This window comes from Qipengyuania sphaerica (genome assembly GCF_019711595.1).
Classification (GTDB): domain Bacteria; phylum Pseudomonadota; class Alphaproteobacteria; order Sphingomonadales; family Sphingomonadaceae; genus Qipengyuania; species Qipengyuania sphaerica.
Map to the genome: position 1 here is coordinate 142806 of NZ_JAIGNR010000003.1, position 23142 is coordinate 165947.

Here is a 23142-nt window from a genome sequence, read left to right on the forward strand (position 1 = left end):
GTTTCAAGTCGCTTGTGGCGGCGGGCCTTATTTCTTCGGCTTCACCGCTGCCCAGATCTGCTTTTTCGACATGTAGGCAAGTACAGTCGCGAAGAGCAGGAAGATCAGCACCGGCCAGCCAGTCTGCTTGCGCTTCACCATCGTCGGTTCGGCAGTCCAGGTCAGGAAGGCCGCAACGTCCTTGGACATCTGCTCGACCGTGGCTTCGGTGCCATCGTCATAGGTAACCTGCCCGGCAGTGGTCAGCGGCGCAGCCATGGCGAGGTTGAGATTAGGGAAATAAGGGTTGTGGTGCAGGCCCGGTCCGGGCGCGGCTTCGGGGTGCTCAGCCAGCAATTCCTCGCTTGGCGGTGCATAGCCCATCAACAGCGAGGCCACGTAATTCGTGCCGTCACCGCGCGCCTTGGTCATGAGCGAAAGATCGGGCGGGATGGCGTTGTTGTTCGCCGACGCCGCCGCGACATTGTTCGGATAGGGCGAAGGGAAATAGTCGGTCGGCAGGCCCGGACGCGTCGTCGCTTCGCCGGTCACCGGATCGATGCCCGGGACCTGCTTGGACGCGGCATAGGCTTTCACCTGGCCTTCGTCGTAACCGATCTGCTCGAGATCGCGGAAAGCGACGAACTTGAGGCTGTGGCAGGCCGAGCAGACTTCGTCATAGACCTTGAGGCCGCGCTGGAGCTGCGCATGATCCCACTTGCCGAAAGGCCCGTCGAAGGACCAGGCAAGGTCCATCGGCTTTTCATAGGGAACGTGCCCGGCAGCCTCTTCGGTGGCGGCGTTATACGCGCCGACCACGAAGGCCCACAGGACTGCGACGGCAAAGCCGAGGCCGACGAGGATAGCGACAAGGCGGACGCTGAGAAGCTTGGTCATGGGTCTCTCGTTACTCGCTTAGACGGCCGGCGACGTATTTTCGCCTTTGACGACCTTCTTGTCCGAGCCGAGGACGGCTTCGGTGATCGAATAGGGCAGCGGTTCGGGTTTTTCCACCGAGGAGATGATCGGCAGGATCACCAGGAAGTGGAGGAAGTAATAGGCCGTGGCGATCTGGCTGAGCATCACGAAGGGCTCTTCGGCCGGTGCACCGCCGCAGATGAACAGGACGATCATCGCCGGGATCAGGCCGAACCAGAAGAACTTGCGGAACATCGGGCGGTAATGGCCGCTGCGAACCGGCGACTTGTCGAGCCAGGGGAGGAAGAACCACAGCAGGATCGAGGCGAACATCGCGATCACGCCCATCAGCTTTGCGGGCACGAAGAAGAAGTCCACCGTGAAGGCGCGCAGGATCGCGTAGAACGGCCAGAAATACCATTCGGGCACGATGTGCGCCGGCGTCGAGAGCGGGTTCGCCTCGATATAATTGTCCGGATGGCCGAGCGCGTTGGGCAGGAAGAAGACCATCGCGAAATAGAGCAGCAGCGCGATGCCAAGGCCGAAGCCGTCCTTCGCCGTGTAGTACGGGTGGAAGGGCACGGTATCGCTTTCGGTCTTCACTTCGACGCCCGTCGGGTTCGAAGAACCCGGAATGTGCAGCGCCCAGATGTGCAGGATCACCACGCCCGCGATCACGAACGGCAGCAGGAAGTGGAGGCTGAAGAAGCGGTTGAGCGCGGCATTGTCGGGAGCAAAGCCGCCGAGCAGCCAGACCTGGATCGGCTCGCCCACGAGCGGGATCGCGCCGAACAGGCCGGTGATGACCTTGGCACCCCAGAAGCTCATCTGGCCCCAGGGAAGGACGTATCCCATGAAGGCGGTGGCCATCATGAGTAGGAAGATCACGACGCCGAGCAGCCAGATCATCTCGCGCGGGGCCTTGTAGCTGGAATAGAACAGGCCGCGGAAGATGTGCAGGTAGACGACGATGAAGAAGAAGCTCGCGCCGTTGGCGTGGGCATAGCGCATCAGCCAGCCCCAGTTGACGTCGCGCATGATGTGTTCGGTCGTGGCGAAGGCAACCTGCGCGTTCGCTGCATAATGCATCGCGAGCACCACGCCGGTGACGATCTGGACCACCAGGAAGAAGCCGGCGAGAACGCCGAAATTCCAGAAGTAGCTCAGGTTGCGCGGAACCGGGTAACCTGCACCGATCGCATTATAGACGAGGCGCGGAAGCGGGAGCCGCTCGTCGAGGAACTTCGTGAAACCGTTGGAAGGTTCGTACTGGCGTGCCCAGGGAAAGCTCATGTGTCTGTCTCTCGTCTTCTAACTCAGCCGACCTGGATGACGGTGTCCGAGGTGAACTCGTATTCCGGCACTTCGAGGTTGGTCGGGGCCGGGCCTTTGCGGATGCGGCCGGCAGTGTCGTAATGCGAACCGTGGCAAGGGCAGAAATAGCCGCCGAACTCGCCCTTCACCTCGCCTTCGGCAGCGCCCAGCGGCACACAGCCGAGGTGGGTACACACGCCCATGGTGACGAGGATGTCGCCGTGACCTTCCTTGGTGCGTTCGGCGAGGGTCTGCGGGTCGCGCAGGCTGGCGGTATCGTCGCGCTGCGCGGCGGCGATTTCTTCAGCCGTCAGGCGCTTCACGAACAGCGGCTGCTTGCGGAACACCGCCTTGATCGCCTGGCCCGGCTCGATCGCCGAGACATCGACCTCGGTCGAACTCGCGGCGAGCACGTCCTTCGACGGAGCCATCTGCGACACCAGCGGATAGACCACCGCGAGCCCGCCGATACCGGCGGCGCTTACGGCTGCAATGTCGAGGAAGTCGCGGCGACGGATGCCATCATCGCTCGTCGTCGCCGTGTCGGGAGTAGCGGTTGCAGTCGTGTCTGCCATCAGCGCCTTGCCTTGCCTGCCTTAGCTTTCCGCACCGGATGGTGCGGAGTGAAATGTTGCGATCCATGTCCGGAAGAGGCCGGTAGCGAGCGCCGAAAATGCGTGCGCAGATGCCCCCGGTAAATCCGGTTTGGACGCGCCTCTAGCCTCTCCGTGTCACATTGCCAACCGCCATTTTGGCGGGAATGTGTCGCTTTATTCGGACGCGGGAAGTGCAATCGCGCTGATCTGGCGGCCCTCGGTCGGCTCGCCGAGATGGGTTGCACGGCGATAGGAATGGAAGTCTGCCGAATTTGCGTAGGTGTCGATGCCCAGCGAGTCGGTCATTCCCACCCCTGCCATTGCCAGTCGCCATGCGACATAGCTGTCGAGATCGAACTGGTAGTGACCCTCGCGACCGGGCCGGAAGAAGCGCTCGTCTTCTCCGGTGAACTGGTCGCGGAAGCCCGCATCCACCTCGTAGCTATCCTGCGCGATCGCCGGGCCGATGGCGGCGACGATACGCTCGGGCTTCGCGCCGAGCCTGGTCATCTCGGCCAGTGTCGCCTCGATCACGCCGCCATGCGCACCGCGCCAGCCCGCATGGGCGGCAGCGACGACTCCCGCATCTTCGTCGGCGAGGAGCACCGGGGCGCAATCGGCCGTGACGATGGCGAGGCGGAGGCCCGCCTTGTCGGTCACCAGCGCGTCGGCTTCGGGCCGCGCCTCAGCCTCGAAAGGGGCATCGACATAGATTGCCCGCGGCGAATGGACCTGCTTCACCAAAACCGTCGGCAAATCGCCGCCGATACGGTGCAGCTCCGCGCGGTCGCTCTGCGGGCCGGTCAGGAAGCCGTGCGGCACTCCGATCAGGTCCGAAGCAATGAGGCCGGTCCACTCAGCCAAGCGAGCGGGTTACCTGCTCGAAAGTATCGCGCGAAAGCTTGGGGGCTTTCGAAATCCGCTCCAGCTCGGCGCGCATCATCGCGCTGCGACCCGGCTCCATCTTGCGCCATTTTCCCAGCGAGGGCACGAAGCGCGCCGCGGTCTGCGCATTAATCGGATCGAGCGCGAGAATCAGGTCCGCGATCATCCTGTAACCTTCGCCGCTCGCCGCGTGGAAGCCGTGCGGATTGCCGGCAAAAGCCATGTAGAGCGACCGCACGCGGTTGGGGTTCTTCATGGTGAAGTCCTGATGGTCGGCCAGCGCCTTCACATGTTCGATAACCTGCGGGTGGAGCGACATGGCCTGCAGCGCAAACCATTTGTCGATCACCAGCGCATTGCCCTCGTAGCGATTGTAGAAGTCGATCAGCGCATTGGTCCGCTCGATGCTGTCGATGCCGGTCAGGACCATGAGTGCGCCCTGCCGGTCGGTCATATTGTCGGCCCTGTCATACTGGTGGCCGGCGAGTTCGGAGGCCTTGGCCGGATCGCTTGCCGCGGCATAGGTAAGAATTAGCGTCTTCAGCTTGCGCGCACCCTTGGCCTCGGCGCTTTGCGAATAGGGCAGCTTTTCGGAGCGGTCGTAGAGGCGGTGGAGTTCCTCTTTGAGTTCGCTTGCGATGAAACCTTTCAGCGCCTCGCGCTCGTCGAAGATGCGGCCCGGATCGGCCGCCTCGATCTGTTCGGCGATATAGGTCTGGCTTGGCATGGAGAGCAGTTCGCCGCGCATGAGGTCGTCGATCGCCTCGTCCTCAATGACCGCTTTCAGCGCCCGCACGATGTCCCTGCGACCAGTCTCGCGGTCCGCATCGGACAGCACGCCGGTGCTGGCCGAGACGAGGTGGCCGACCATCAGATCCTGCATCGCCTCGTAGCGGGCGAAGGAATCGTCGTCCCTGGCGGCGAGGAAGACCAGATCTTCGCCGGGTATATCGCGCTGGATCGTAACCGGCGCAGAGAAGCCGCGGTTGATCGAGAGGACAGGCTTGGAAGCGAAACTGCCGAAGCGGAATGTGTCGCTTTCCTTGTCGAGCACGACCAGTTCCTCGCCCGAATGCTTGCCACTCTCGCGATCGAACAGGGCGATCTTGAGCGGGATCGGCATGGGCTGCTTGTCGGTCTGGCCCGGCGTGTCAGGCACGGTCTGCGAAAGCTTGAGCACGGCTTCGTCGCCTTCGTGCGAGAGATCGACCCGCACCCTGGGCGTGCCCGCCTGCGAGTACCAGCGGCGGAACTGGGTCAGGTCGAGCCCGGCGCCGTCCTCGATCGACTTGACGAAATCCTCGCAGGTCGCCGCCTCGCCGTCGTGGCGGTCGAAATAGGTGTCGGTGCCTTTGCGGAAGGCCTCTTCCCCTGCCATCGTGCGCATCATCCGGATGACTTCGGCGCCCTTGTTGTAGACCGTCGCGGTGTAGAAATTGCTGATTTCGCGATAGCTGTCGGGGCGGATGGGGTGCGCGAGCGGCCCCGAATCCTCGGGGAATTGCGCCCCGCGCAGGACGCGCACGTCCTCGATCCGCTTGACCGGTGCGCTGCCCATGTCCTGGCTGAACAGCTGGTCGCGCAGCACGGTGAAGCCTTCCTTGAGCGAAAGCTGGAACCAGTCGCGGCAGGTGATGCGATTGCCCGACCAGTTATGGAAATATTCGTGGCCGATCACGCCCTCGATACCGTCGTAATCGCCGTCGGTGGCGGTTTCGGGGTCGGCGAGGACGTATTTGGTGTTGAAGACGTTGAGGCCCTTGTTCTCCATCGCGCCCATGTTGAAATCGGAGACGGCGACGATGTTGAACAGGTCGAGATCGTACTCGCGCCCGAACACCTCCTCGTCCCATTTCATGGAGCGCTTGAGGCTTTCCATGGCATGCTCGGTGCGATCGAGGTCGCCCTCGCGCACGTAGACGTTCAGCTCGACCTCGCGCCCGTTCATGGTGGTGAAGCTGTCGGTCCGGGCGACGAGATCGCCAGCCACCAGCGCGAAGAGATAGGACGGCTTGGGCCAGGGATCGTGCCATTCGGCCCAGTGCGTGTCGCCATCCTCGCCGGTCTCGACGCGATTGCCGTTGCACAGCAGGATCGGGAACTGGTCCTTCGGGCCGCTCATCCGCACGGTGTAGGTGGACAGCACGTCGGGCCGGTCAGGGAAGAAGGTGATGCGGCGGAAGCCCTCGGCCTCGCACTGGGTGCAGAGCATGCCCGAGGAGGCATAGAGACCCATCAGCTGCGAATTGGCGCTGGGGTCGATCTCGGTGACGATCTCGATCGTGTGCTTGTCGCCCTCGAGAGTGACTACGAGATCGTCGCCATCGATCATGTGCCCGGCACATTCGCCATCGTCGCACTTCAGCGAGACCAGTTCGATCGCGTCGCCATTGAGGCGGATGGTGGGCGAGACTTCAGCGGCGGGATTGCGTTCCACCTCTAGCCTTGCCGTGACCCGCGTTTTCTCCAGCCCCAGCTCGAAGGTGAGATGCGTCGCCGGCACGAGCCACGGAAAGGGCGTATAGTCCTCGCGCCGGATTTCGGGCGGGGCCTTGGGCTCGAAGGCGGCGTCGGCCATTTCGATATTGCCATCGGGAGTGGCGGGCGTGCGGGCGATATCCATGTCTGTCCTGTCTTTTTCGGTGCTCGGCGCTAGAACGCCCCGATGTCCCGTTTGTTCATCTTCGGTCTCGGCTACACGGCAGGACGTTTTGCGCAAGAGATGCGTGCGCGCGGCTGGCAGGTCGATGCGACCGGAAGCGCGGGGAATGTAGATTTTTCCGACCGCGATGCAGTGGCCCGCGCGCTTGGTGTGGCGAGCCATGTGCTGTCCTCGGTCCCGCCCGACCGCGAGAGCGGGCTCGATCCGGTCCTGAGCACGTTCCGCGAGGTCATGGGCGAGGCGTGGTACGGCTATCTGTCGTCGACCGGCGTCTATGGCGATGCGGGCGGGGCATGGGTCGACGAGAGTTCAGCCACCGGCGAAGGACGGCGTACGGCGCGCAGCGAGGCCGATGCCCTGTGGCTGCGGTTGGGAGCAAGGGTCTTCCGCCTACCCGGCATCTACGGGCCGGGCCGGAGTATCTTCGAGCGGCTGGAAGCGGGCAAGGCGCATCGGATCGACCTGCCCGGTCAGGTCTTCAGCCGCATGCATGTCGACGATATCGTGGGCGGACTGGTCGCGGCCATCGAGAGCCACGCTCCGGAGGGGGCCTACAATCTCGCCGACGACCTGCCGACAAGCCAGAATGCCGTCGTCGAAGAGGCTGCTCGCTTGCTGGGAATCGACCCGCCGCCACTGCAAACGCTCGAAGAGGCCGACCTGTCGCCCATGGCGCGCGGTTTCTATGCCGAGAACAGGCGCGTGGCGAATGGCAAGGCCAAGCGCGTGCTTGGCTGGGAGCCGCGCTATCCGACCTATCGCGAAGGGCTCGCCGCGATCAGGGCTCGGGCGTAGAGCGCCTTGGCGGAGGGGCCGCCCGCCCGCGCATGGCGACGACCATGCCGATCAGCGTGATTGCCGCTCCCGCTGCCGGGAGCGGCCCCCAGACGAAACCTTCGAACAGCGTCGAAAGGACCATCGCCACGATGGGGACGATGACCGAACTGTAAGCGGCCTGCCCGGCCCCGACCTTGCGCACCAGCCCGTAATAAAGCGGGAAGGTGATCACCGATCCCGCCAGGCCGAGATAGAGGATACCGAGCGAATAGCCGGGCCGTGTATCGAACTGCGGCGGCCCTTGGGTGGCAAAAGCGAACACGGCGTTGAGCAGGACGCCGGTCACCATGGACCATGCGAGCAGGGTCAGCAGCGGCTGGCGTTTCGCTCCCTCCATCGCCTGCACGATATTGGCGGCGCTTGCAGCGAGGATGCCGCCGACGGTCAATCCGGCTCCGGTCAGCACTTCGGCGAGAGTGGCGGGCGAAGCGCGGTATTCCTGCGCGAAAAGCATCGCCACGCCGACCGCCGCAATGCTCGACCCGATTACGAATGCCCCGGTGATCCTCTGCCCGAGCACGACCTTGCCAAGTATCGCATTGGGCACCACCAGCAGGGCGAACATCACTGCGACGAGGCCGGAAGTGATGAACTTCTCCGCATTGTAGACGAAGCTGAAATTGAGGCAGAACTGGAACAGGCCGAGCGCTAGTGCCCAGCGCCAGCCCTCGCGCGGCAGCCCCAGTGGCTCGCCGCGAAATCTCGCCAGCGCGAACATGCCGAGCGCTGCTACGATGAATCGCCAGGTGATCGACCAGCTTGCCGGAACGGTAGAGATCTGGTCGCGGATGACCAGCCAGGTTCCACCCCAGATCACGCTCACCAGCAGGAAAGCGGCAAGGTTTTTGGGTGCAAGCAGGCTTTCACCGCCGGATTGCGCGGTCATAGGTCAGCCACGGCCTTCGCCAGAGCGCGCGCATCTTTCTCTCGCGTGTTCCATGCCGTGACGAAGCGCGCTGCATCGCTGCCCCAGTCGTAGAACCCGAAACCCCGGGAGCGCAGCGTCTCGCGCTCGGCTGCCGTGCATCGCACGAAAAGCTCGTTGGCCTCGACCGGGTGCATCAGCCGCTCGCCGCAAGCGCCAGCGATCTCGGCTGCGGCAGCATTGGCCGCGCGCGCATTCGCGAGCCAGAGATCGCCGTCGAGCATGGCGTGGATCTGGGCGGCGAGATAGCGCCCCTTGCTCTGCAAATGACCAGCCCGCTTGCGGCGATAGCGCGCGACGTCGGCCAGCGCCTCGTCGAAGAAGACGATCGCCTCTGCGCTCATCGCGCCGTTCTTGACGAAGCCGAAACTCAGCGCGTCGACCGGCCCCGCCACATCACTCGCCGGGAGGTCGAGGAACGCCGCGGCATTGCCGAACCGCGCACCGTCCATATGCAGGCCCAGCCCGCGCTCATCGGCCAGAGCGCGAATAGCTGCCAGTTCCTCGGGCCGGTACGCTCTCCCGTATTCACTCGCCTGGGTGATCGAGATCGCGAAGGGCTGGACCTGGTGTACATCGTCGCGGATCGGATCGACGACCTCGCGGATGCCATCCGGATCTAGCTTTGCCCCCTCGCCCTTTCCCAGCAGCAGTTTCGCCCCGTGCAGGTAGAAACCCGGCGCGCCGCATTCGTCCATCTCGATATGCGCTTCCTCGTGGCAGACCACCCCTCCATGCGGCGGAACCATGGTGGCGAGCGCGAGGCAATTGGCCGCCGTCCCCGTTGCCACCCACAGTACCGCAGATTCGCGTCCGAACAGCGCGGTCATCTTCTCGTCGAGTGACGCGCTTAAGCTGTCGCCGTCATAGGGCGCATCGGCTTCGTCGGCAGCGCGCATGGCGTCCCACACCTCGGGATGGACGCTGGCGGCATTGTCGGAAAGGAACTGCATCGGAACGCCTCTAGCCACCTGCGCGTTGGAATAACAGCAAGGAAAGAAAAGAACATGGGCACCGCAGAACTTGAAATAGAACGACGCGATCGCGTCACTCACGGCGACTATATTGCAAAATTGGATGATAGCGACAGCGCGGCCAAATTAAGCTGGACCGATCGCGCCGGCGTCCGCCATGCAGAACATACCTTCGTCCCCCCCGAACATCGCGGCAAGGGGATTGCCGAACAACTGGTGAAGGCACTCGTCAGCGATGCGCGAAAGCAGGGCTTCAAGATCTCGCCCGACTGCTCCTATGTCGACACTTATTTCCGTCGCCACAAGGATCTGGGCGACCTGCGCGCCTAGGCAGCAACCGCACACTTCATTTCCAGCAGTTCGGAAAAATCCGTGCCCGCAATGCTGTCGAGTATGGCATCGCGCCAGCGACGCGCCTCTGCGAGCGGCATGCCATGAACCCTGAGCTTCCCGCCCGCGAGACCCAAATGCAGGCTTGCATATCCCCGGTAGCGCGCGATGGGGCCCTGAGCGATTTCAACCGACTGCAGCTTCACCCGCGAGGCAATCGCGAGGCTCGGTGAGAACCAGCCGTGGCGCGAATAGAGCTGGCGCTCGCCCAGCGCGCGATAGTCGTGTCGCCAACGCCAGAACTGCTCGGCAAGGGTGTATAGCAGGCCGAAGAAAGGCGCGAGCCACAACCACGGACTTCCGACAATCGCGACCAATATCGTAACGGGCAGAAGGACAAGCGAGGCGAGCACTGCCTTGTCCACCCGATATCGCTTCGTTGCGCGCGCCCACTTCGCATCGATGGGCGGCAACTCGAAACCGGTCACGCCGATTACGGGCTCGATCTCATCCATCTGGCCAAACGGCACCGCATCATGGTTCGCCCCGCCGCTGTCGCTCGCAAGGCTGATGATCTTGAGCGAATGCCAGCCGAAGTGACGGCGCAGGAAACCGGTGTTGAGCCGGAGGGCCTGTACCCGGTGCAGCGGCATGACGAGGTCGGTACGCGTCAGCAGCCCGCGGCGACGACGCAGGCCCTTGGCGGTGCGTTCGAGCCGGAAGTCCCATTCGCGCAATGCGGTGCGTACAAGGCCGGTAGCGACACCGAGAACCGTGAGGCCCGCCACCGCAATGACGAGGCCCGCGAATTGCGCGAGCGGACCAAGACCTGCGAGCCATTGTCCCGGACCTGCAAGACGCTGCTCCCATTCGTCGAGGTCCCAAAGCTCGAATGGAAGCAGGAATTCGAACTGCTGGGCAAGGCCGCCGATAACTGCGACGACGGCGAGCGAAAATTCGAACAGGCCGAAGGTGAAGACGCGCCGCGGTCCCATCGCAAAAAGGACATCGGCCTCTTCGGGAGGAACGATCTCTCCCTCGGCTGCCACCTCCGAGACACCTTCGCGCCGGTTGCGCACCAGTTCGCGCAACCGCTCGCCCTCGGCTTCGGAGAGATAGGTCAGCGAGAGGTCGTCCTTACCACCCGCGCCGGTCTCGAACTTGACCTCGACCAGCCCGAACAGGCGCGGCATGAGCTTCTGCTCGAGGCTCACGTCCTGGATGCGCTCGTAAGGTACGGAACGGGCTGCGCGCGACAATACGCCGCTTTCCACGCGGATATCGGCCGCCCCCACCGTGTAGGTAAGTTTGGTCCACTGCAGGTAGGCGATCACGACGTTGAAGATGATCAGCGCGGCAATGAAGGGCGCTGCCCAGATCAGCTTGCCCATGTCGCCATCGTCGAAAATCGTCACCGATGCGATGCCAAGCGGGATCACGAGCTGCGCGAGCATCATCACCGCGCGCACGATGAAGCCCTTGGGATCGGTCCGCCGTCCCTGCGGCTGCAAATCGCTCATTGCGTGTCGCGCCGGATGGCCGCGCGGATGCCTTCGCGCATGGCTAGTGCATCCTCGTGCGCAAGGCCGGGGAGCGAGACGGAAGCATTGTGCGAGCCGGCCGTGTGAACCGTCAGCGTCGCAAGGCCATAGGCGCGCTCGAGCGGGCCCTGGTCGACATCGATATGCTGCACGCGCCCGAACGGCACGACCGTGTCCGAATGGAACAGCACACCGCGCACCACGCGCAGGCGCTCTTCGGCGAGCGAATAGCCGCGCGTCGCATAACGCCGCATCGGCAGGTATATGACGAGATAGGCGACCACCAGCAGAACCGGCAGCCACACCACACCGGTCCAGCCTGGGATGGCGATTTCGGCAATCGTCGCGGCGACCAGCAGCACGGCGGCAACGACGCCAGCGCTCACCCGCATCATTGTTTTGTAGCGCGGGTCGAGCTGGGTAAGGGTGTCGCTTTCGTCCATACTGCCTTACCTATGCAATACGGCGTGCGCGTCAACGCCTTTGATCGAACCGCCGCCCGACGATGGCAGCTGCGATATTGGTCTTCTGCACATCGGTGGTCCCGCCCGCGATGCCCCAGGCAAAGCCGTCGCGTACGCGCTGCTCCATGCCGTATTCCTTGTGATAGCCGTAGCCGCCCATCACCTGCATCCCGTTGGCGGTTACCGAGCGAACGATCTCGTTGGCAAAGCACTTGGCGGTCGAGCTTTCATAAACACTCGGCAGGCCGTCCGCATTGTGCTCGGCATTGGCGGCGGCGCGGTAGATAAGCAGCCGCGCCGCCTCGACCTGCATCGCCATTTCAGCAAGTCGCATCTGCACCGCCTGGAAATCGACGATCGGCTTGCCGAAGGCCGTGCGCTCCTGGACATAGTCGGTCGCCTGTTCGAGCGCGGCGGCAGCAAGGCCGAGCGACTGGGTCGCGTTACCGCAGCGCTCCAGCCCGAAGGCGCTCATCAGCTTGCCGAAGCCGCCAGCGGGAACGATCAGGTTCTCGCGCGGCACCTTCACGCCCTCGAACGTAATGTCGCGCGTCTCGATTCCGCGGAAACCCATCAGCTGTTCGCGCTGGCCGAAGGAGACGCCCTCCATCTCCTTGTCGACCAGTAGCGCGCCAAGCCCCTTCGCCCCCGGCGCATCGGTCAGACGCGTGTATACGACATAGTACCGCGCGTGCCCTGCGCCCGAGGTCCAGCGCTTGTTCCCGTCGAGGATGAAATGGTCGCCCTCCTCGCGGGCTCGGGTGGAAAGATCGGTAAGTGCCGTCCCCGCATCGGGCTCGGACATCGAGACTGCCACGGTCGCCTCGCCGCTCACGACCTGAGGGATGATCCGCGATTTCAATGCGGCCGAACCGAATCGCTCGATCGTGCGTGCAGGCCCGACCAGCGCCTCGAAGATCGGGAAGGCAACGGCATTGGAGATCATCGCAAACTGTTCGAGCACCAGCAGCGCCTCGAGATGGCCGAGCCCCAGCCCGCCATATTCCTCGGGAAGGTTCACCCCGAGGAACCCCATCTCACCATATCGCCGCACCATGTCGGCGGGCACGGAGAAGTCCTTCTCCTCCATCTCGCGCGCCAAGTCAGGCAATTCCTTGCGCGCAAATGTGCGCGCCGCGTCCTGAAGCTCGCGCTGTTGGTCGGTAAGGCGGAAATCCATCGTTCTCTCCCTTGAGAGAACGAGTGCCGTGACGGGTGGCCTGGTGCAACCCAAAACCGGGCCGGCGGAGGCCCGGCAAGGGCGACCGTCCGCCCGCAGGCGCTCGACGCGCCAGCGTCGAAACAGCGCCGAGGACGCGCCGACGGAGGTCGGCGCGAAAAACCAGGATTCATTTTCGAAGAAAATGGTGCTGCTGGGGAGGATTGAACTCCCGGCCTCACCCTTACCAAGGGTGCGCTCTACCACTGAGCTACAGCAGCACATGCCGCCCGTCGGAAAACGCCGATGGGGTGGAGGCGCGCGCTATTGGCAGACGCGGCGGATAAGTCAACCTTCGCTTGCTCTCCGGCAGCATTTTCGCAAAAGGATTGCGTCATGAACAGCGCAGACGAAAAAATGACCCGCGAGGAACGCCTCGCCGCGAAACTTCGCGAGAACCTGCGCCGTCGCAAGTCCCAGAGCCGCGAAATGCGCGAATCGGGCGACGACGGGGTTTCCAAGCCGCAAACAGGCCGCTAACGCGCAGTGCTCCTAGGCAAAACTGGAGCGCGCATGTCCAAGCTAATCCTCGTCCGCCACGGCCAGAGCGAGTGGAACCTCGCCAACCGTTTCACCGGCTGGTGGGACGTCGATCTCACTGAAAAGGGCGAAGAGGAGGCGCGCGAGGCCGGACGGCTGATGAAAGCCAAGGGCGTGCTGCCCACCACCGCCTTTACCAGTGTCCAGAAGCGGGCGATCAAGACCATGAACATCGCGCTCGAAGAATGCGACCGGTTGTGGATTCCGGTGACGCGCGACTGGCACCTGAACGAGCGTCACTACGGCGGCCTTACCGGTCTCAACAAGCAGGAAACCCGCGACAGGCACGGCGACGAGCAGGTGCATATCTGGCGCCGCAGCTTCGACGTGCCGCCACCCGAGCTTGAAGCGGGGAGCGAGTTCGACCTCTCGGACGACCCGCGCTACGCCGGGATCGACGTACCGAAGACCGAGAGCCTGAAGCTGACCATCGAGCGTGTGCTGCCCTATTGGGAAGCGGAAATCCTGCCCCTGCTCGGCAAGGGCGAGACGGTGATCATCTCGGCCCACGGCAATTCGCTACGCGCACTGGTGAAGCACCTGTCGAAGATTTCTGACGACGAGATCACCGGCCTCGAAATCCCGACCGGCCAGCCGATCGTCTACGACTTCGACGGCACCACGCCCACGGGCGAACGGTATTATCTGAAGGACGCATGAGATGAGCCAGGGGGAGGCCCAAAAGAAGGCTGCGGTTGCAATCGTCATGGGGAGCCAGTCGGACTGGTCGACCATGAAGTGCGCCGCCGAGGTGCTCGAGGAACTGGGCGTGGCAAGCGATGTGCGCATCGTCTCCGCACACCGCACGCCCGACCGGATGTATGATTTCGCCAAGTCCGCGGAGAGCGAGGGCTTCCACGTCATCATCGCGGGCGCAGGCGGGGCAGCGCATCTTCCCGGCATGATCGCCGCGCTGACGCATATTCCCGTGCTTGGCGTTCCCGTGAGATCGAAGGCTCTTTCCGGACAGGACAGCCTGCTTTCCATCGTGCAGATGCCTGCGGGTGTGCCGGTGGGCACGCTCGCCATCGGAGAGGCGGGGGCGACCAATGCGGGCCTGCTGGCCGCCGCGATCCTCGCCAATGGCGACGAGACGCTGGCCGGTCGGCTCAAGGACTGGCGCCAGTCGCGCACCGATGCGGTCACCGAGAGGCCCGAAGACTGATGCTGCCGCGCGGGTCCACCATCGGTATCCTCGGTGGCGGCCAACTCGGCCGGATGATGGCGACGAGCGCTGCGCAACTGGGCTACAAGGTCATCGGCTATGCGCCCGAAGGCGACAATGTCGGCGGCGCGGTCAGCACCGGTTTCGTTACCGCCGAATGGGACGATCAAGCCGCCCTCGCCGCCTTCGCCGAGCGCTGCGACGTGGTCACCTGGGAATTCGAGAATGTTCCCGTCGAAACCGCGCGCGCCATCGACCAGGGCAAGATCTATCCCGACCCGCTCGCACTCGAAACAGCTCAGGACCGGCTCGCCGAGAAGCGCTTTATCGAGGGGCTCGGCGGAAGGCCGGCGGCCTATGCCAAGGTAGATTCCTCGCACGACCTCGTGGCCGCCGTCGACCGACTAGGCGCGCCCGGTATCCTCAAGACCCGGCGCGACGGATATGACGGCAAGGGCCAGTGGCGCATCGGTTCGGGCCACGAGGCCGAAGCGCTGAATGTGCCCGAAGTCCCCTGCGTCTACGAAGGTTTCGTGGAATTCGATGCCGAATTCTCGATCATTCTCGTGCGCAATCGAGAGGGCGAGATCCGCTTCTGGGATTCCACGCGCAACGTGCATGAGGGCGGCATCCTCGCCGCCTCGCATTTCCCGGCCGGCGAGGACATCGACGCGCAGGTCGGCGAGGCGCGCGAGCTGGCACGCAAGGTCGCCGATGCGCTCAAATATGTCGGCGTGCTGACGCTCGAATTCTTCGCCACGCGCGAGGGACCGATCTTCAACGAGATGGCGCCGCGCGTGCACAATTCGGGTCACTGGACGATCGAGGGAGCCGCCACGAGCCAGTTCGAGAACCACATCCGCGCCGGGGCCCGCCTCCCGCTGGGCGATACGCGCACCACCGCCGCTGAGGTCGAGATGCGCAATATCCTCGGCAGCGATATCGAGAGCGCTGGGGCAAAGCTTTCCGATGCCCGTGTGCACCTCCACGACTATGGCAAGGCCGAGGCGAAGGAGGGGCGCAAGATGGGCCACTTCACGCAAATCACGCTCGAAACGCGCGGATGAGCCTGTTCCTTATTTATGCGCGCGCCGCCAATGGCGCGATCGGCAAACAGGGCCGGCTGCCCTGGCACCTTCCCGCCGACCTCAAGCGATTCAAGGCGCTGACGATGGGCAGCCCGATGATCATGGGGCGCAAGACTTTCGAGAGTTTGCCGGGCCTCTTGCCCGGACGCCGCCATATCGTGCTGACCCGGCGCGAACGGTGGGACTCGACCGGTGCGGAAGTTGTGCGCTCGGTCGAGGAAGCCATCGCCAAGGCAGGCGAAGGCGACGTCGCGGTTATCGGCGGGGCGGCGATCTTCGATGTCTTCATGCCGCTTGCACAAAAGGTTGAACTGACCGAAATCCACCGCGATTTCGACGGCGACGTCTTCATGCCGCCGCTCGGCCCCGAATGGGAAATCACCGGACGCGAGGATTTTGAGGCGGAGGGCGAGGCGCCGTCCTATTCCTTCCTCACCTACACCCGCGTCGGCGAGAACGACGAATGAGGTTCCTCGACCACCGCGATCCGCTGCCCGAAAGTTTGCGCGGAGCAATCATCGCGCTGGGCAATTTTGACGGGTTCCATCTTGGCCACCAGGCGGTGGCGCGCGAAGCTATCGACTGGGCGCGCAGCGAGGGTCGTCCCTCCATCATCGCCACTTTCGATCCGCATCCGGTGCGCTTTTTCAAGCCCGATGCCGCGCCCTTCCGCCTGACGACGCTCGAGCAGCGGCAGGAACTCTATCTCTCCGCCGGGGCAACCGCGATGCTGGTGTTCCATTTTGACGGCGAGCTGGCGAGCACGACGGCGGAGGATTTCGTCCGCGTGCTGCTGGCCGAAAAGCTTGGCGTGAAGGGCGTGGTCACCGGCGGCGACTTCACCTTCGGCAAGGCGCGCGGCGGCAATTTCGAGCGGCTGGTCGAGCTGGGCCGCGAGGTCGGTATCGAGGCACGCGCGGTCGATCCGGTGATGGACGGCGGCGAGCCGGTGTCCTCCAGCCGGGTGCGCGAGGCCTTGCGCGCAGGCGACCCGCAGGAAGCGGCGCGCCTCCTCACCCGCCCCTTCGCCATTCGCGGCGTGGTCGAACATGGCGACAAGCGCGGACGCGAGATCGGCTATCCCACGGCCAATCTCTCCATCGAGCATTACCTGCGCCCAAGATACGGCATCTACGCCGTCACCGGGCGCATCCTCTCGACCGGGCAGGAACTCAAAGGCGCGGCCAATATAGGCGTGCGCCCGCAATTCGAGCCGCCCAAGGAATTGCTTGAGCCCTATTTCTTCGATTTCTCCGGTGATCTTTACGGACAGGAAATCGAAGTCGCCTTCCACCACTTCCTGCGCGGCGAGTCGAAATTCGACAGCCTGGAAGAATTGACGGCGCAGATGAAGAAAGATTGCGAAAGGGCGACAAGCCTCCTGCAATGAAGAGAACCTTCAAATGGGCAGGTCTCGCCTTCGCGGTCGCCCTCCTCGCTCTCAGCCTGATAAATGCCAGCTGGCTCGCCCCCGAGCCCGTCGGCGCCCCCAAGCTCATCGCGCATCGCGGCCTGTACCAGATGTATGACAGGACCGGCCTCGGGCGCGACACCTGCACCGCAGACCGCATCTACGAGCCTTATCATCCCTATCTCGAAAACACCGTCGAGAGCGTATTGCGCGCACAGAAACTTGGCGCGTGGCTGGTCGAAATCGATATCGCGCCCACGAAGGATGGGGAACTGGTCGTGTTCCACGACTGGACACTCGATTGCCGGACCGAAGGCGAAGGCGATGTCCGCGATGCGACGCTGGCGGAACTGAAGGACCTGGATATTGGCCATGGCTATACCGCCGACGGCGGCAAGACATTCCCCTTCAGGGGCAAATTCAAGGGCGCCATGCCGACCTTCGCCGAGGTCATCCGCGCGCTTCCGCCGCGCGGGAAGCTGATGATCAACTTCAAGTCGAAGAACCCGAAAGAGGCCGACCTCGTTGCCCGCGAACTCGCCGACGCCGGTCGCGACCCGGCGAACTCGGGCGACGGATTCTACGGTCACGAAAGGCCGATTTCACGGATCCGAGAACGTTATCCCGATGCCTGGGCCTGGAGCCAGGACGGGGCGAAGAAGTGCTCGGAAGACTATGTCGCCTATGGCTGGACCGGCTATCTGCCGCAAAGCTGCCGGGGGGAAACCCTGCTCGTCCCGCTCAACTACCAATGGGCCTTTTCCGGCTGGCCCAACCGCCTGATCGCGCGGATGGAAGCCCATGGCGGGCGGGTCATCGTGATCGGTCCCTTCGGCGAGAACCGCCCCCGCGGCCTGACCCTGCCCGAACAGCTGACCGAGATCCCCGCCAGCTTCAACGGCTATGTCTGGGTGGAAGATACCTTCACGATCGCCCCGGCGCTTTTCTCCCGCTTCGACGACCGCACGCCGGAGGAATGGGAGGCGAGCGAGACAGCGCTGGAGAGGAGGCGGGCAGCAAGCGGCGATTGACGCTTTATTGCGAGGCGCAAATCCCCTAACGGCGCAAACCTATGTCCGAACAGCGCGATTACCGAGACACGGTCTTCCTTCCCAAGACCGATTTTCCCATGAAGGCCGGCCTCCCCCAGAAGGAGCCGAAGATCCTTGCGCGCTGGCAGGAAGAAAACCTCTACCAAGAGCTGCGCGAGGCCCGCAAGGACCGCGAGAAGTTCATCCTTCACGACGGCCCGCCCTATGCCAATGGCGACATGCATATCGGCCATGCGCTGAACCGCATCCTCAAGGACATGGTGGTGCGCAGCCAGACACTGCTCGGCAAGGACGCGCCCTTCGTGCCCGGATGGGACTGTCACGGCCTGCCGATCGAGTGGAAGGTCGAGGAACAGTTCCGCAAGAAGAAGCAGGACAAGAACGCCATTCCGGCGAGCGAATTCCGCGCCGAATGCCGCGCCTATGCGCAGAAATGGGTCGACGTTCAGCGCGAACAGCTGAAGCGCTTGGGGCTCATGGCGGATTTCGACAATCCGTATCTCACCATGCAGTTCGAAAGCGAGGCGACCATCGTTGCCGAGCTGATGAAGTTCGCCGAAGCCGGAAACCTCTATCGCGGATCGAAGCCGGTGATGTGGTCGCCGGTGGAAGAAACCGCGCTGGCGGAGGCCGAGGTCGAGTACGAGGACATCACCTCGACCCAGATCGATGTGGCCTTCGAGATCGTGGAATCGCCGATCGAGGAACTGGTCGGCGCGCATGCGGTGATCTGGACCACCACGCCGTGGACGATCCCGGTGAACCAGGCTTTGGCTTATGGGCCTGAGGTTGATTACCGCCTCTTCAATGTTGGCGGCTGGAAGCTGCTTATCGCCGACGACTTGGTCGAGAGCTGGTTCTCGCGCCTCGAAAACCCGCCGATCCATGACGATCATGGTCCCGAAGGTCGCCAAGGGACGCTCATCAAGGGCTCCGACCTCGCTGGCACTGTCGCGCGCCATCCGATGCACCGTCTCGGCGGGTTCTACGCCAAGCCCCGTCCGCTGCTCGCGGGCGATTTCGTCACCACCGACAGCGGTACGGGCCTCGTCCACATGTCGCCCGACCATGGCGAGGACGATTTCCTGCTCTGCCGCGAGCACGGCATCGAGCCGGTCTTCGCGGTCATGAGCGACGGGCGTTATCGCGACGACTGGGAATGGCTCGGCGCATCCGACGATCGTCGCCGCGCGGTGATCAACAAGACCTTCAACGCGCCCGACGGGCCGATCTGTTCGGACCTGCGCCAGGCCGGCGCGCTGCTTTCTGCCAGCGACGATTACGAACACTCATACCCGCATTCGTGGCGCTCGAAGGCCAAGGTCATCTATCGCTGCACGCCGCAATGGTTCGTGCCGATGGACAAGCCGCTCGACACCGGCGACTTCGACGTGGCCGTACCCGAAGGCTTCGGCGCCGCTGTCGCCATGGGCACCAGCAAGGACCACTCGACCTTGCGCGAAATCGCCATGCGCGAGATCGAGCGAGTGAAATTCTATCCCGAAAAGGGCCGCCGCCGCATCGGCTCGATGGTCGAAGGCCGTCCCGACTGGGTGCTCTCCCGCCAGCGCGCATGGGGCGTGCCGATCACGCTCTTCGTCCGCAGCGACGGGACGTATCTGCAAGACCCGCAGGTCAATGCCCGCGTGGTCGCAGCCGTGCGCGAACAGGGCGTCGATGCCTGGGACGAGGCTCGCAAGGCTGAATTCCTCGGGCCCGACCACGATCAGAACGAATTCGAGATGGTCACCGATATCCTCGACGTCTGGTTCGATTCGGGCTGTACCCACGCCTTCACATTGGAAGGCGACCGCTGGCCCGACCAGCGCTGGCCCGCCGATCTTTATCTCGAAGGCAGCGACCAGCATCGCGGCTGGTTCCAGTCCTCGCTCCTCGAAAGCTCCGCCACCCGCGGCCGTGCGCCCTATGACGCGGTGCTGACCCATGGCTTCACCATGGACAAGCAGGGCAAGAAGATGTCGAAGAGCCTCGGCAATACCATCGATCCGTTGAAGGTCATGGAACAGTATGGCGCCGACATCATCCGTCTCTGGGCGCTTAGCGTCGACTTCACCGAAGACCACCGCATCGGCGATGAAATCCTGAAGGGCGTGGGCGACCAGTACCGCCGCCTGCGCAATACCTTCCGCTACCTCCTCGGTGCGCTCGACGGATTCGTCGGCGACATGGGTGATGCGGGCGAGATTCCCGAGCTGGAGGTCTATGTCCTCGCGCTGCTGGCCGATCTCGACGGCAAGCTGAAGCGCGCGCTCGAGGAATACGATTACAACACCTACACGCGCCTGCTGGTCGATTTCTGCAACGAGGACCTGTCGGCCTTCTACTTCGATATCCGCAAGGACGTGCTCTATTGCGACGGGCCGGACTCAACGCGCCGCAATGCCTATCGCACGGTGCTCGACCTGCTGTTCCACGCGCTCGTCCGCTATGCCGCGCCGGTGCTGGTATTCACGGCGGAAGAGGCCTGGACCACGCGCTATCCCGATGGCGGAAGCGTGCACCTGCTCGACTGGCCCGCAGTCCCCGGCGTCACCGCCGACGGCGCGCGCTGGGATGCCCTGCGCGCCCTGCGTGAGCGCGTGACCGAGGCGATCGAGCCGCTGCGCCGCGACAAGACCATCCGCTCGAGCCTCGAGGCCGACGTGGTGGTTCCTGCCGGTGCCGTGCCCGAAGGCTTTACCGACGAAGATCTCGCCGAGCTGTTCATCACCGCGTCAGTGACGCGCAGCGATGAGGGCGAGGTGTCCGTTACCCGAACCGACGAAAACAAGTGCGGCCGCTGCTGGCGCCTGCTACCTTCCGTTGAGGAAGACGGCGCGCTGTGCGATCGCTGCGAACCGGTCGTCGCCCAGATGGATGCTGCCTGACATGAACCCGTTCCTGAAAATGCGCCTGATCGGCGTGGCCGTCGCTTTCGCGATCTACGCGGCCGACCAGTGGTCGAAATGGTTCGTGACCGAGAGGCTGGGCGTCGATCGCCTTGGCGACGTCATGTACCTGCTGCCCTTCTTCGACCTGCGCTACACGCAGAACTTCGGCGTCTCGATGGGCCTGTTCGAGGCCGACAGCTTCGAATCGCGCTGGATGCTGGTCGGCGTGACCGCGCTGATTGCGCTGGTGGTGACGATCTGGATGTTCCGCGAAAAGGCTTTCGGCGACATCCTCGGGCTCGCGATGATCCTCGGCGGGGCGCTGGGCAATATCAAGGACCGCTACGAGCTCGGCTACGTCACCGATTTCGCCGACCTCCATTTCGGGGATTTCCGCCCCTTCCTCATTTTCAACGTGGCCGATGCAGCTATCACCATCGGCGTAGTGATAATCCTTGCCCGCGCCTTCTTCATGCGCGACAAGGACGACGAAGAGGTCGACGACCTCATGCAAGGCAAGCCGGCAGACGCCGCGGAGAGCAATTGATGAATACCCTGACCCGTATCGCCCTTCTTGGCGCAACCTCGTGCATGCTGGCGGCATGCGGCAGCGGCGGCTTCCTCAGCCGCGACCGGCCCGACGAATTCGCCGTGCAGCGCCAGGCGCCGCTGGTGGTCCCGCCCGATTTCAACCTCGTGCCCCCGGCACCGGGCGCACCGCGTCCGGCTGAAGGCACTGCGGCGGAACAGACGCTCGAAGCGCTGTTCGGCGGCCCTGCGCAGCGCAGCTCGGTCGAAACCAGCGCGCTCGACCGTGCAGGGGCAGCCGAACCGGGCATCCGTTCGGTCGTGGGTTCGGAAGGCACCAACACCGTCGCCAAGGGCAGCGTAACCCGCGACATCATTGCCGCGCCGGAAGGTGACGGCGCTACCGCTCAGGCGGTGATCCCGGGTTAAATTTCTCGAGTTCTTCGGTGGCGGGCTTGGACCTCGAGTCGAGCTCGCTCACCAGCACCTTGTCGATTCGCCTCTCGTCGAGATCGACCACTTCGAAGCGCCAGCCCTGTTCCTCGAACCACTCCCCTTCGGCGGGGAGTTTTTTCATGACCGCGAGGCAGAAGCCCGCGACGGTCGCGAATTCGCGGTCGTCGCCATAATCGAGGCCCAGCCGGTCGGCGAGCGCGTCGGCCGAAAGCGAACCAGCCACCAGCAGCGAGCCGTCCTCGCGCTCGACGATACCGGGCGCTTCGTCCGGGTCCTGGTCGCTGGCGAAATCGCCCACCAAGGCGGTCAGCAGGTCGACCGGCGTGACGATGCCGTCCAGGTGCCCGTATTCGTCATGCACCATGGCCATGGCGATATCGGCCTGCTGGAGCACGCGCAGCGCGTCGACCGCGTCCAGCTGGTCGGGCACGACCTCCGCCTTTCTCATCAGGGCCTCGAGTTGCACGCCTTGACCTGCCAGCAGCGCGCCCAGCACCTCGCGCACGCGCACGAGGCCCATGACCTTGTCGGGCGAACCATCGGCGACAGGCCAGACCGAATGCGGGCTTTCTTCCAGCAGCGCGTGGATCGCCTCCTCGTCGGCATTAAGATCGATCCAGTCGAGATCGGTCCGCGGCGTCATCACTTCGCGCACCGGGCGCTCGGCGAGCCGGACGACGCCGGCGAGCATCTGGTGCTGTTCGCTCTCGATAATGCCGGTACGCGTTGCCTCGGCGAAAAGCATGTGCAGTTCCTCGGCAGTGACCGCGCTTTGCCCTGCAGGCTTCACGCCGAGCAGGCGGATGAGAGCGCCGGATGAGGTGTCGAGCAACCAGACGACCGGCGCGGCCACCCTGGCCAGCAGGGCCATCGGCCGCGCCATGGTGATCGCTATCGGCACCGCCGCGCGCAGGGCGACCTGCTTGGGCACAAGCTCGCCGATGACGAGGCTGAAATAGGTCGTAAGCGCAATCACGACGGCAAAACCGGCCTCGGCGGCCCATTCCGCCGGAAAACCCAGCGCCGCCAGCCGCTCGCCGACCGGACCGCCGAGGCTCGAGCCCGAATAGGCGCCCGCCACGATGCCGACGAGAGTGATCCCGATCTGCACGGTCGAGAGGAATTTTCCCGGGTCCGCTGCAAGGTCGATGGCGGTCTTGGCCCCGCTGCTGCCCTGATGGGCGGCGGAACGCAGGCGCGCCGTGCGCGCGGAGACGATCGCCAGCTCGCTCATGGCGAAGATGCCGTTGAGCAGGATCAGTCCGGCGATGATGAGGAGGTCGGTCCAGGGAAAGGGTGTCACGCACCCTCGCTAGCACAAAAGCGCCGCTGTGCCAGTCTCTCTCGGAACATGCTGTTTATTCGCG

General features: G+C 64.1%; 23 protein-coding genes and 1 tRNA gene. 12 read left to right on the forward strand and 12 right to left on the reverse strand.

Annotation, left to right across the window (positions count from 1 at the left end):
* Positions 1 to 27: 27 nt before the first annotated feature.
* From K3178_RS10495 to pepN, 5 genes are all read right to left on the reverse strand, one after another.
* Entirely contained in the window at positions 28 to 876 is an 849-nt protein-coding gene (locus tag K3178_RS10495) for a cytochrome c1 (RefSeq protein ID WP_221571384.1), read from the reverse strand.
* An 18-nt stretch (positions 877 to 894) separates the two neighbouring features.
* Positions 895 to 2190: a cytochrome b gene (locus tag K3178_RS10500; RefSeq protein ID WP_221571385.1), complete on the reverse strand. Its 1296-nt coding sequence runs from the start codon at positions 2188 to 2190 to the stop codon at positions 895 to 897.
* 23 nt (positions 2191 to 2213) lie between these two features.
* On the reverse strand, positions 2214 to 2786 hold the full coding sequence (gene petA, locus K3178_RS10505; protein WP_221571386.1) for a ubiquinol-cytochrome c reductase iron-sulfur subunit: 573 nt from the start codon (positions 2784 to 2786) through the stop codon (positions 2214 to 2216).
* A 195-nt stretch (positions 2787 to 2981) separates the two neighbouring features.
* Positions 2982 to 3671 (reverse strand): peptidoglycan editing factor PgeF, encoded by a 690-nt coding sequence (gene pgeF, locus K3178_RS10510; protein WP_221571387.1) that lies wholly within the window; start codon positions 3669 to 3671, stop codon positions 2982 to 2984.
* Positions 3664 to 6315: an aminopeptidase N gene (pepN, locus tag K3178_RS10515; RefSeq protein WP_221571388.1), complete on the reverse strand. Its 2652-nt coding sequence runs from the start codon at positions 6313 to 6315 to the stop codon at positions 3664 to 3666. Before pepN ends, pgeF begins: the two co-directional genes overlap by 8 nt.
* Positions 6316 to 6357: 42 nt before the next feature.
* On the opposite strand from pepN, the gene K3178_RS10520 reads away from it, so the two are divergent.
* Complete coding sequence (locus tag K3178_RS10520; RefSeq protein ID WP_221571389.1) at positions 6358 to 7149, forward strand: Rossmann-fold NAD(P)-binding domain-containing protein; 792 nt, start codon at positions 6358 to 6360, stop codon at positions 7147 to 7149.
* Here the strand turns inward: K3178_RS10520 and K3178_RS10525 are convergent.
* Positions 7133 to 8077: a DMT family transporter gene (locus tag K3178_RS10525; protein ID WP_221571390.1), complete on the reverse strand. Its 945-nt coding sequence runs from the start codon at positions 8075 to 8077 to the stop codon at positions 7133 to 7135. The two genes, K3178_RS10520 and K3178_RS10525, sit on opposite strands and share 17 nt — an antisense overlap.
* Positions 8074 to 9069, reverse strand: a complete 996-nt coding sequence (locus K3178_RS10530; RefSeq protein ID WP_221571391.1) for a threonine aldolase family protein — start codon at positions 9067 to 9069, stop codon at positions 8074 to 8076. The genes K3178_RS10525 and K3178_RS10530 overlap by 4 nt, the downstream gene beginning before the upstream one ends.
* Before the next feature lie 54 nt (positions 9070 to 9123).
* Here K3178_RS10530 and K3178_RS10535 point away from each other — a divergent pair, with 54 nt between their 5' ends.
* On the forward strand, positions 9124 to 9420 hold the full coding sequence (locus K3178_RS10535) for a GNAT family N-acetyltransferase (RefSeq protein ID WP_221571392.1): 297 nt from the start codon (positions 9124 to 9126) through the stop codon (positions 9418 to 9420).
* Here the strand turns inward: K3178_RS10535 and K3178_RS10540 are convergent.
* From K3178_RS10540 to K3178_RS10555, 4 genes are all read right to left on the reverse strand, one after another.
* Positions 9417 to 10940 (reverse strand): PH domain-containing protein, encoded by a 1524-nt coding sequence (locus K3178_RS10540; protein ID WP_221571393.1) that lies wholly within the window; start codon positions 10938 to 10940, stop codon positions 9417 to 9419. The two genes, K3178_RS10535 and K3178_RS10540, sit on opposite strands and share 4 nt — an antisense overlap.
* The gene (locus tag K3178_RS10545; RefSeq protein ID WP_221571394.1) at positions 10937 to 11404 is read right to left on the reverse strand and encodes a PH domain-containing protein; all 468 of its coding nucleotides are present in this window, start codon (positions 11402 to 11404) and stop codon (positions 10937 to 10939) included. Before K3178_RS10545 ends, K3178_RS10540 begins: the two co-directional genes overlap by 4 nt.
* A gap of 31 nt (positions 11405 to 11435) precedes the next feature.
* Entirely contained in the window at positions 11436 to 12605 is a 1170-nt protein-coding gene (locus tag K3178_RS10550; RefSeq protein WP_221571395.1) for an acyl-CoA dehydrogenase family protein, read from the reverse strand.
* Between the two features lie 185 nt (positions 12606 to 12790).
* Positions 12791 to 12865 (reverse strand) — tRNA-Thr (locus tag K3178_RS10555).
* Between the two features lie 115 nt (positions 12866 to 12980).
* Here K3178_RS10555 and K3178_RS10560 point away from each other — a divergent pair.
* Genes K3178_RS10560 through K3178_RS10605 form a run of 10 tightly spaced genes read left to right on the forward strand, consistent with a single transcriptional unit; the run spans position 12981 to position 21748 of the window.
* Positions 12981 to 13124, forward strand: coding sequence for a hypothetical protein (locus tag K3178_RS10560; protein ID WP_221571396.1), 144 nt, complete (start codon positions 12981 to 12983; stop codon positions 13122 to 13124).
* 33 nt (positions 13125 to 13157) lie between these two features.
* Entirely contained in the window at positions 13158 to 13844 is a 687-nt protein-coding gene (gene gpmA / locus K3178_RS10565; protein WP_221571397.1) for a 2,3-diphosphoglycerate-dependent phosphoglycerate mutase, read from the forward strand.
* 1 nt (position 13845) lies between these two features.
* The gene (gene purE / locus K3178_RS10570) at positions 13846 to 14349 is read left to right on the forward strand and encodes a 5-(carboxyamino)imidazole ribonucleotide mutase (protein ID WP_247713726.1); all 504 of its coding nucleotides are present in this window, start codon (positions 13846 to 13848) and stop codon (positions 14347 to 14349) included.
* Positions 14349 to 15416 carry a 5-(carboxyamino)imidazole ribonucleotide synthase gene (locus K3178_RS10575; protein ID WP_221571398.1) on the forward strand — a complete coding sequence of 356 codons (1068 nt, stop codon included), beginning with the start codon at positions 14349 to 14351 and terminating at the stop codon, positions 15414 to 15416. The genes purE and K3178_RS10575 overlap by 1 nt, the downstream gene beginning before the upstream one ends.
* Positions 15413 to 15904, forward strand: a complete 492-nt coding sequence (locus K3178_RS10580; RefSeq protein WP_221571399.1) for a dihydrofolate reductase — start codon at positions 15413 to 15415, stop codon at positions 15902 to 15904. Before K3178_RS10575 ends, K3178_RS10580 begins: the two co-directional genes overlap by 4 nt.
* Complete coding sequence (locus K3178_RS10585) at positions 15901 to 16827, forward strand: bifunctional riboflavin kinase/FAD synthetase (protein WP_221571400.1); 927 nt, start codon at positions 15901 to 15903, stop codon at positions 16825 to 16827. The genes K3178_RS10580 and K3178_RS10585 overlap by 4 nt, the downstream gene beginning before the upstream one ends.
* Positions 16824 to 17879: a glycerophosphodiester phosphodiesterase family protein gene (locus K3178_RS10590; RefSeq protein WP_221571401.1), complete on the forward strand. Its 1056-nt coding sequence runs from the start codon at positions 16824 to 16826 to the stop codon at positions 17877 to 17879. The genes K3178_RS10585 and K3178_RS10590 overlap by 4 nt, the downstream gene beginning before the upstream one ends.
* Positions 17880 to 17920: 41 nt before the next feature.
* Positions 17921 to 20788, forward strand: coding sequence for an isoleucine--tRNA ligase (gene ileS / locus K3178_RS10595; RefSeq protein WP_221571402.1), 2868 nt, complete (start codon positions 17921 to 17923; stop codon positions 20786 to 20788).
* Between the two features lies 1 nt (position 20789).
* Positions 20790 to 21338, forward strand: coding sequence for a signal peptidase II (gene lspA, locus K3178_RS10600; protein ID WP_221571403.1), 549 nt, complete (start codon positions 20790 to 20792; stop codon positions 21336 to 21338).
* Positions 21338 to 21748 carry a DUF3035 domain-containing protein gene (locus K3178_RS10605; RefSeq protein ID WP_221571404.1) on the forward strand — a complete coding sequence of 137 codons (411 nt, stop codon included), beginning with the start codon at positions 21338 to 21340 and terminating at the stop codon, positions 21746 to 21748. The genes lspA and K3178_RS10605 overlap by 1 nt, the downstream gene beginning before the upstream one ends.
* Here the strand turns inward: K3178_RS10605 and K3178_RS10610 are convergent.
* The gene (locus K3178_RS10610) at positions 21720 to 23078 is read right to left on the reverse strand and encodes a hemolysin family protein (RefSeq protein WP_345719892.1); all 1359 of its coding nucleotides are present in this window, start codon (positions 23076 to 23078) and stop codon (positions 21720 to 21722) included. The genes K3178_RS10605 and K3178_RS10610 overlap by 29 nt on opposite strands.
* Between the last annotated feature and the right edge of the window lie 64 nt (positions 23079 to 23142).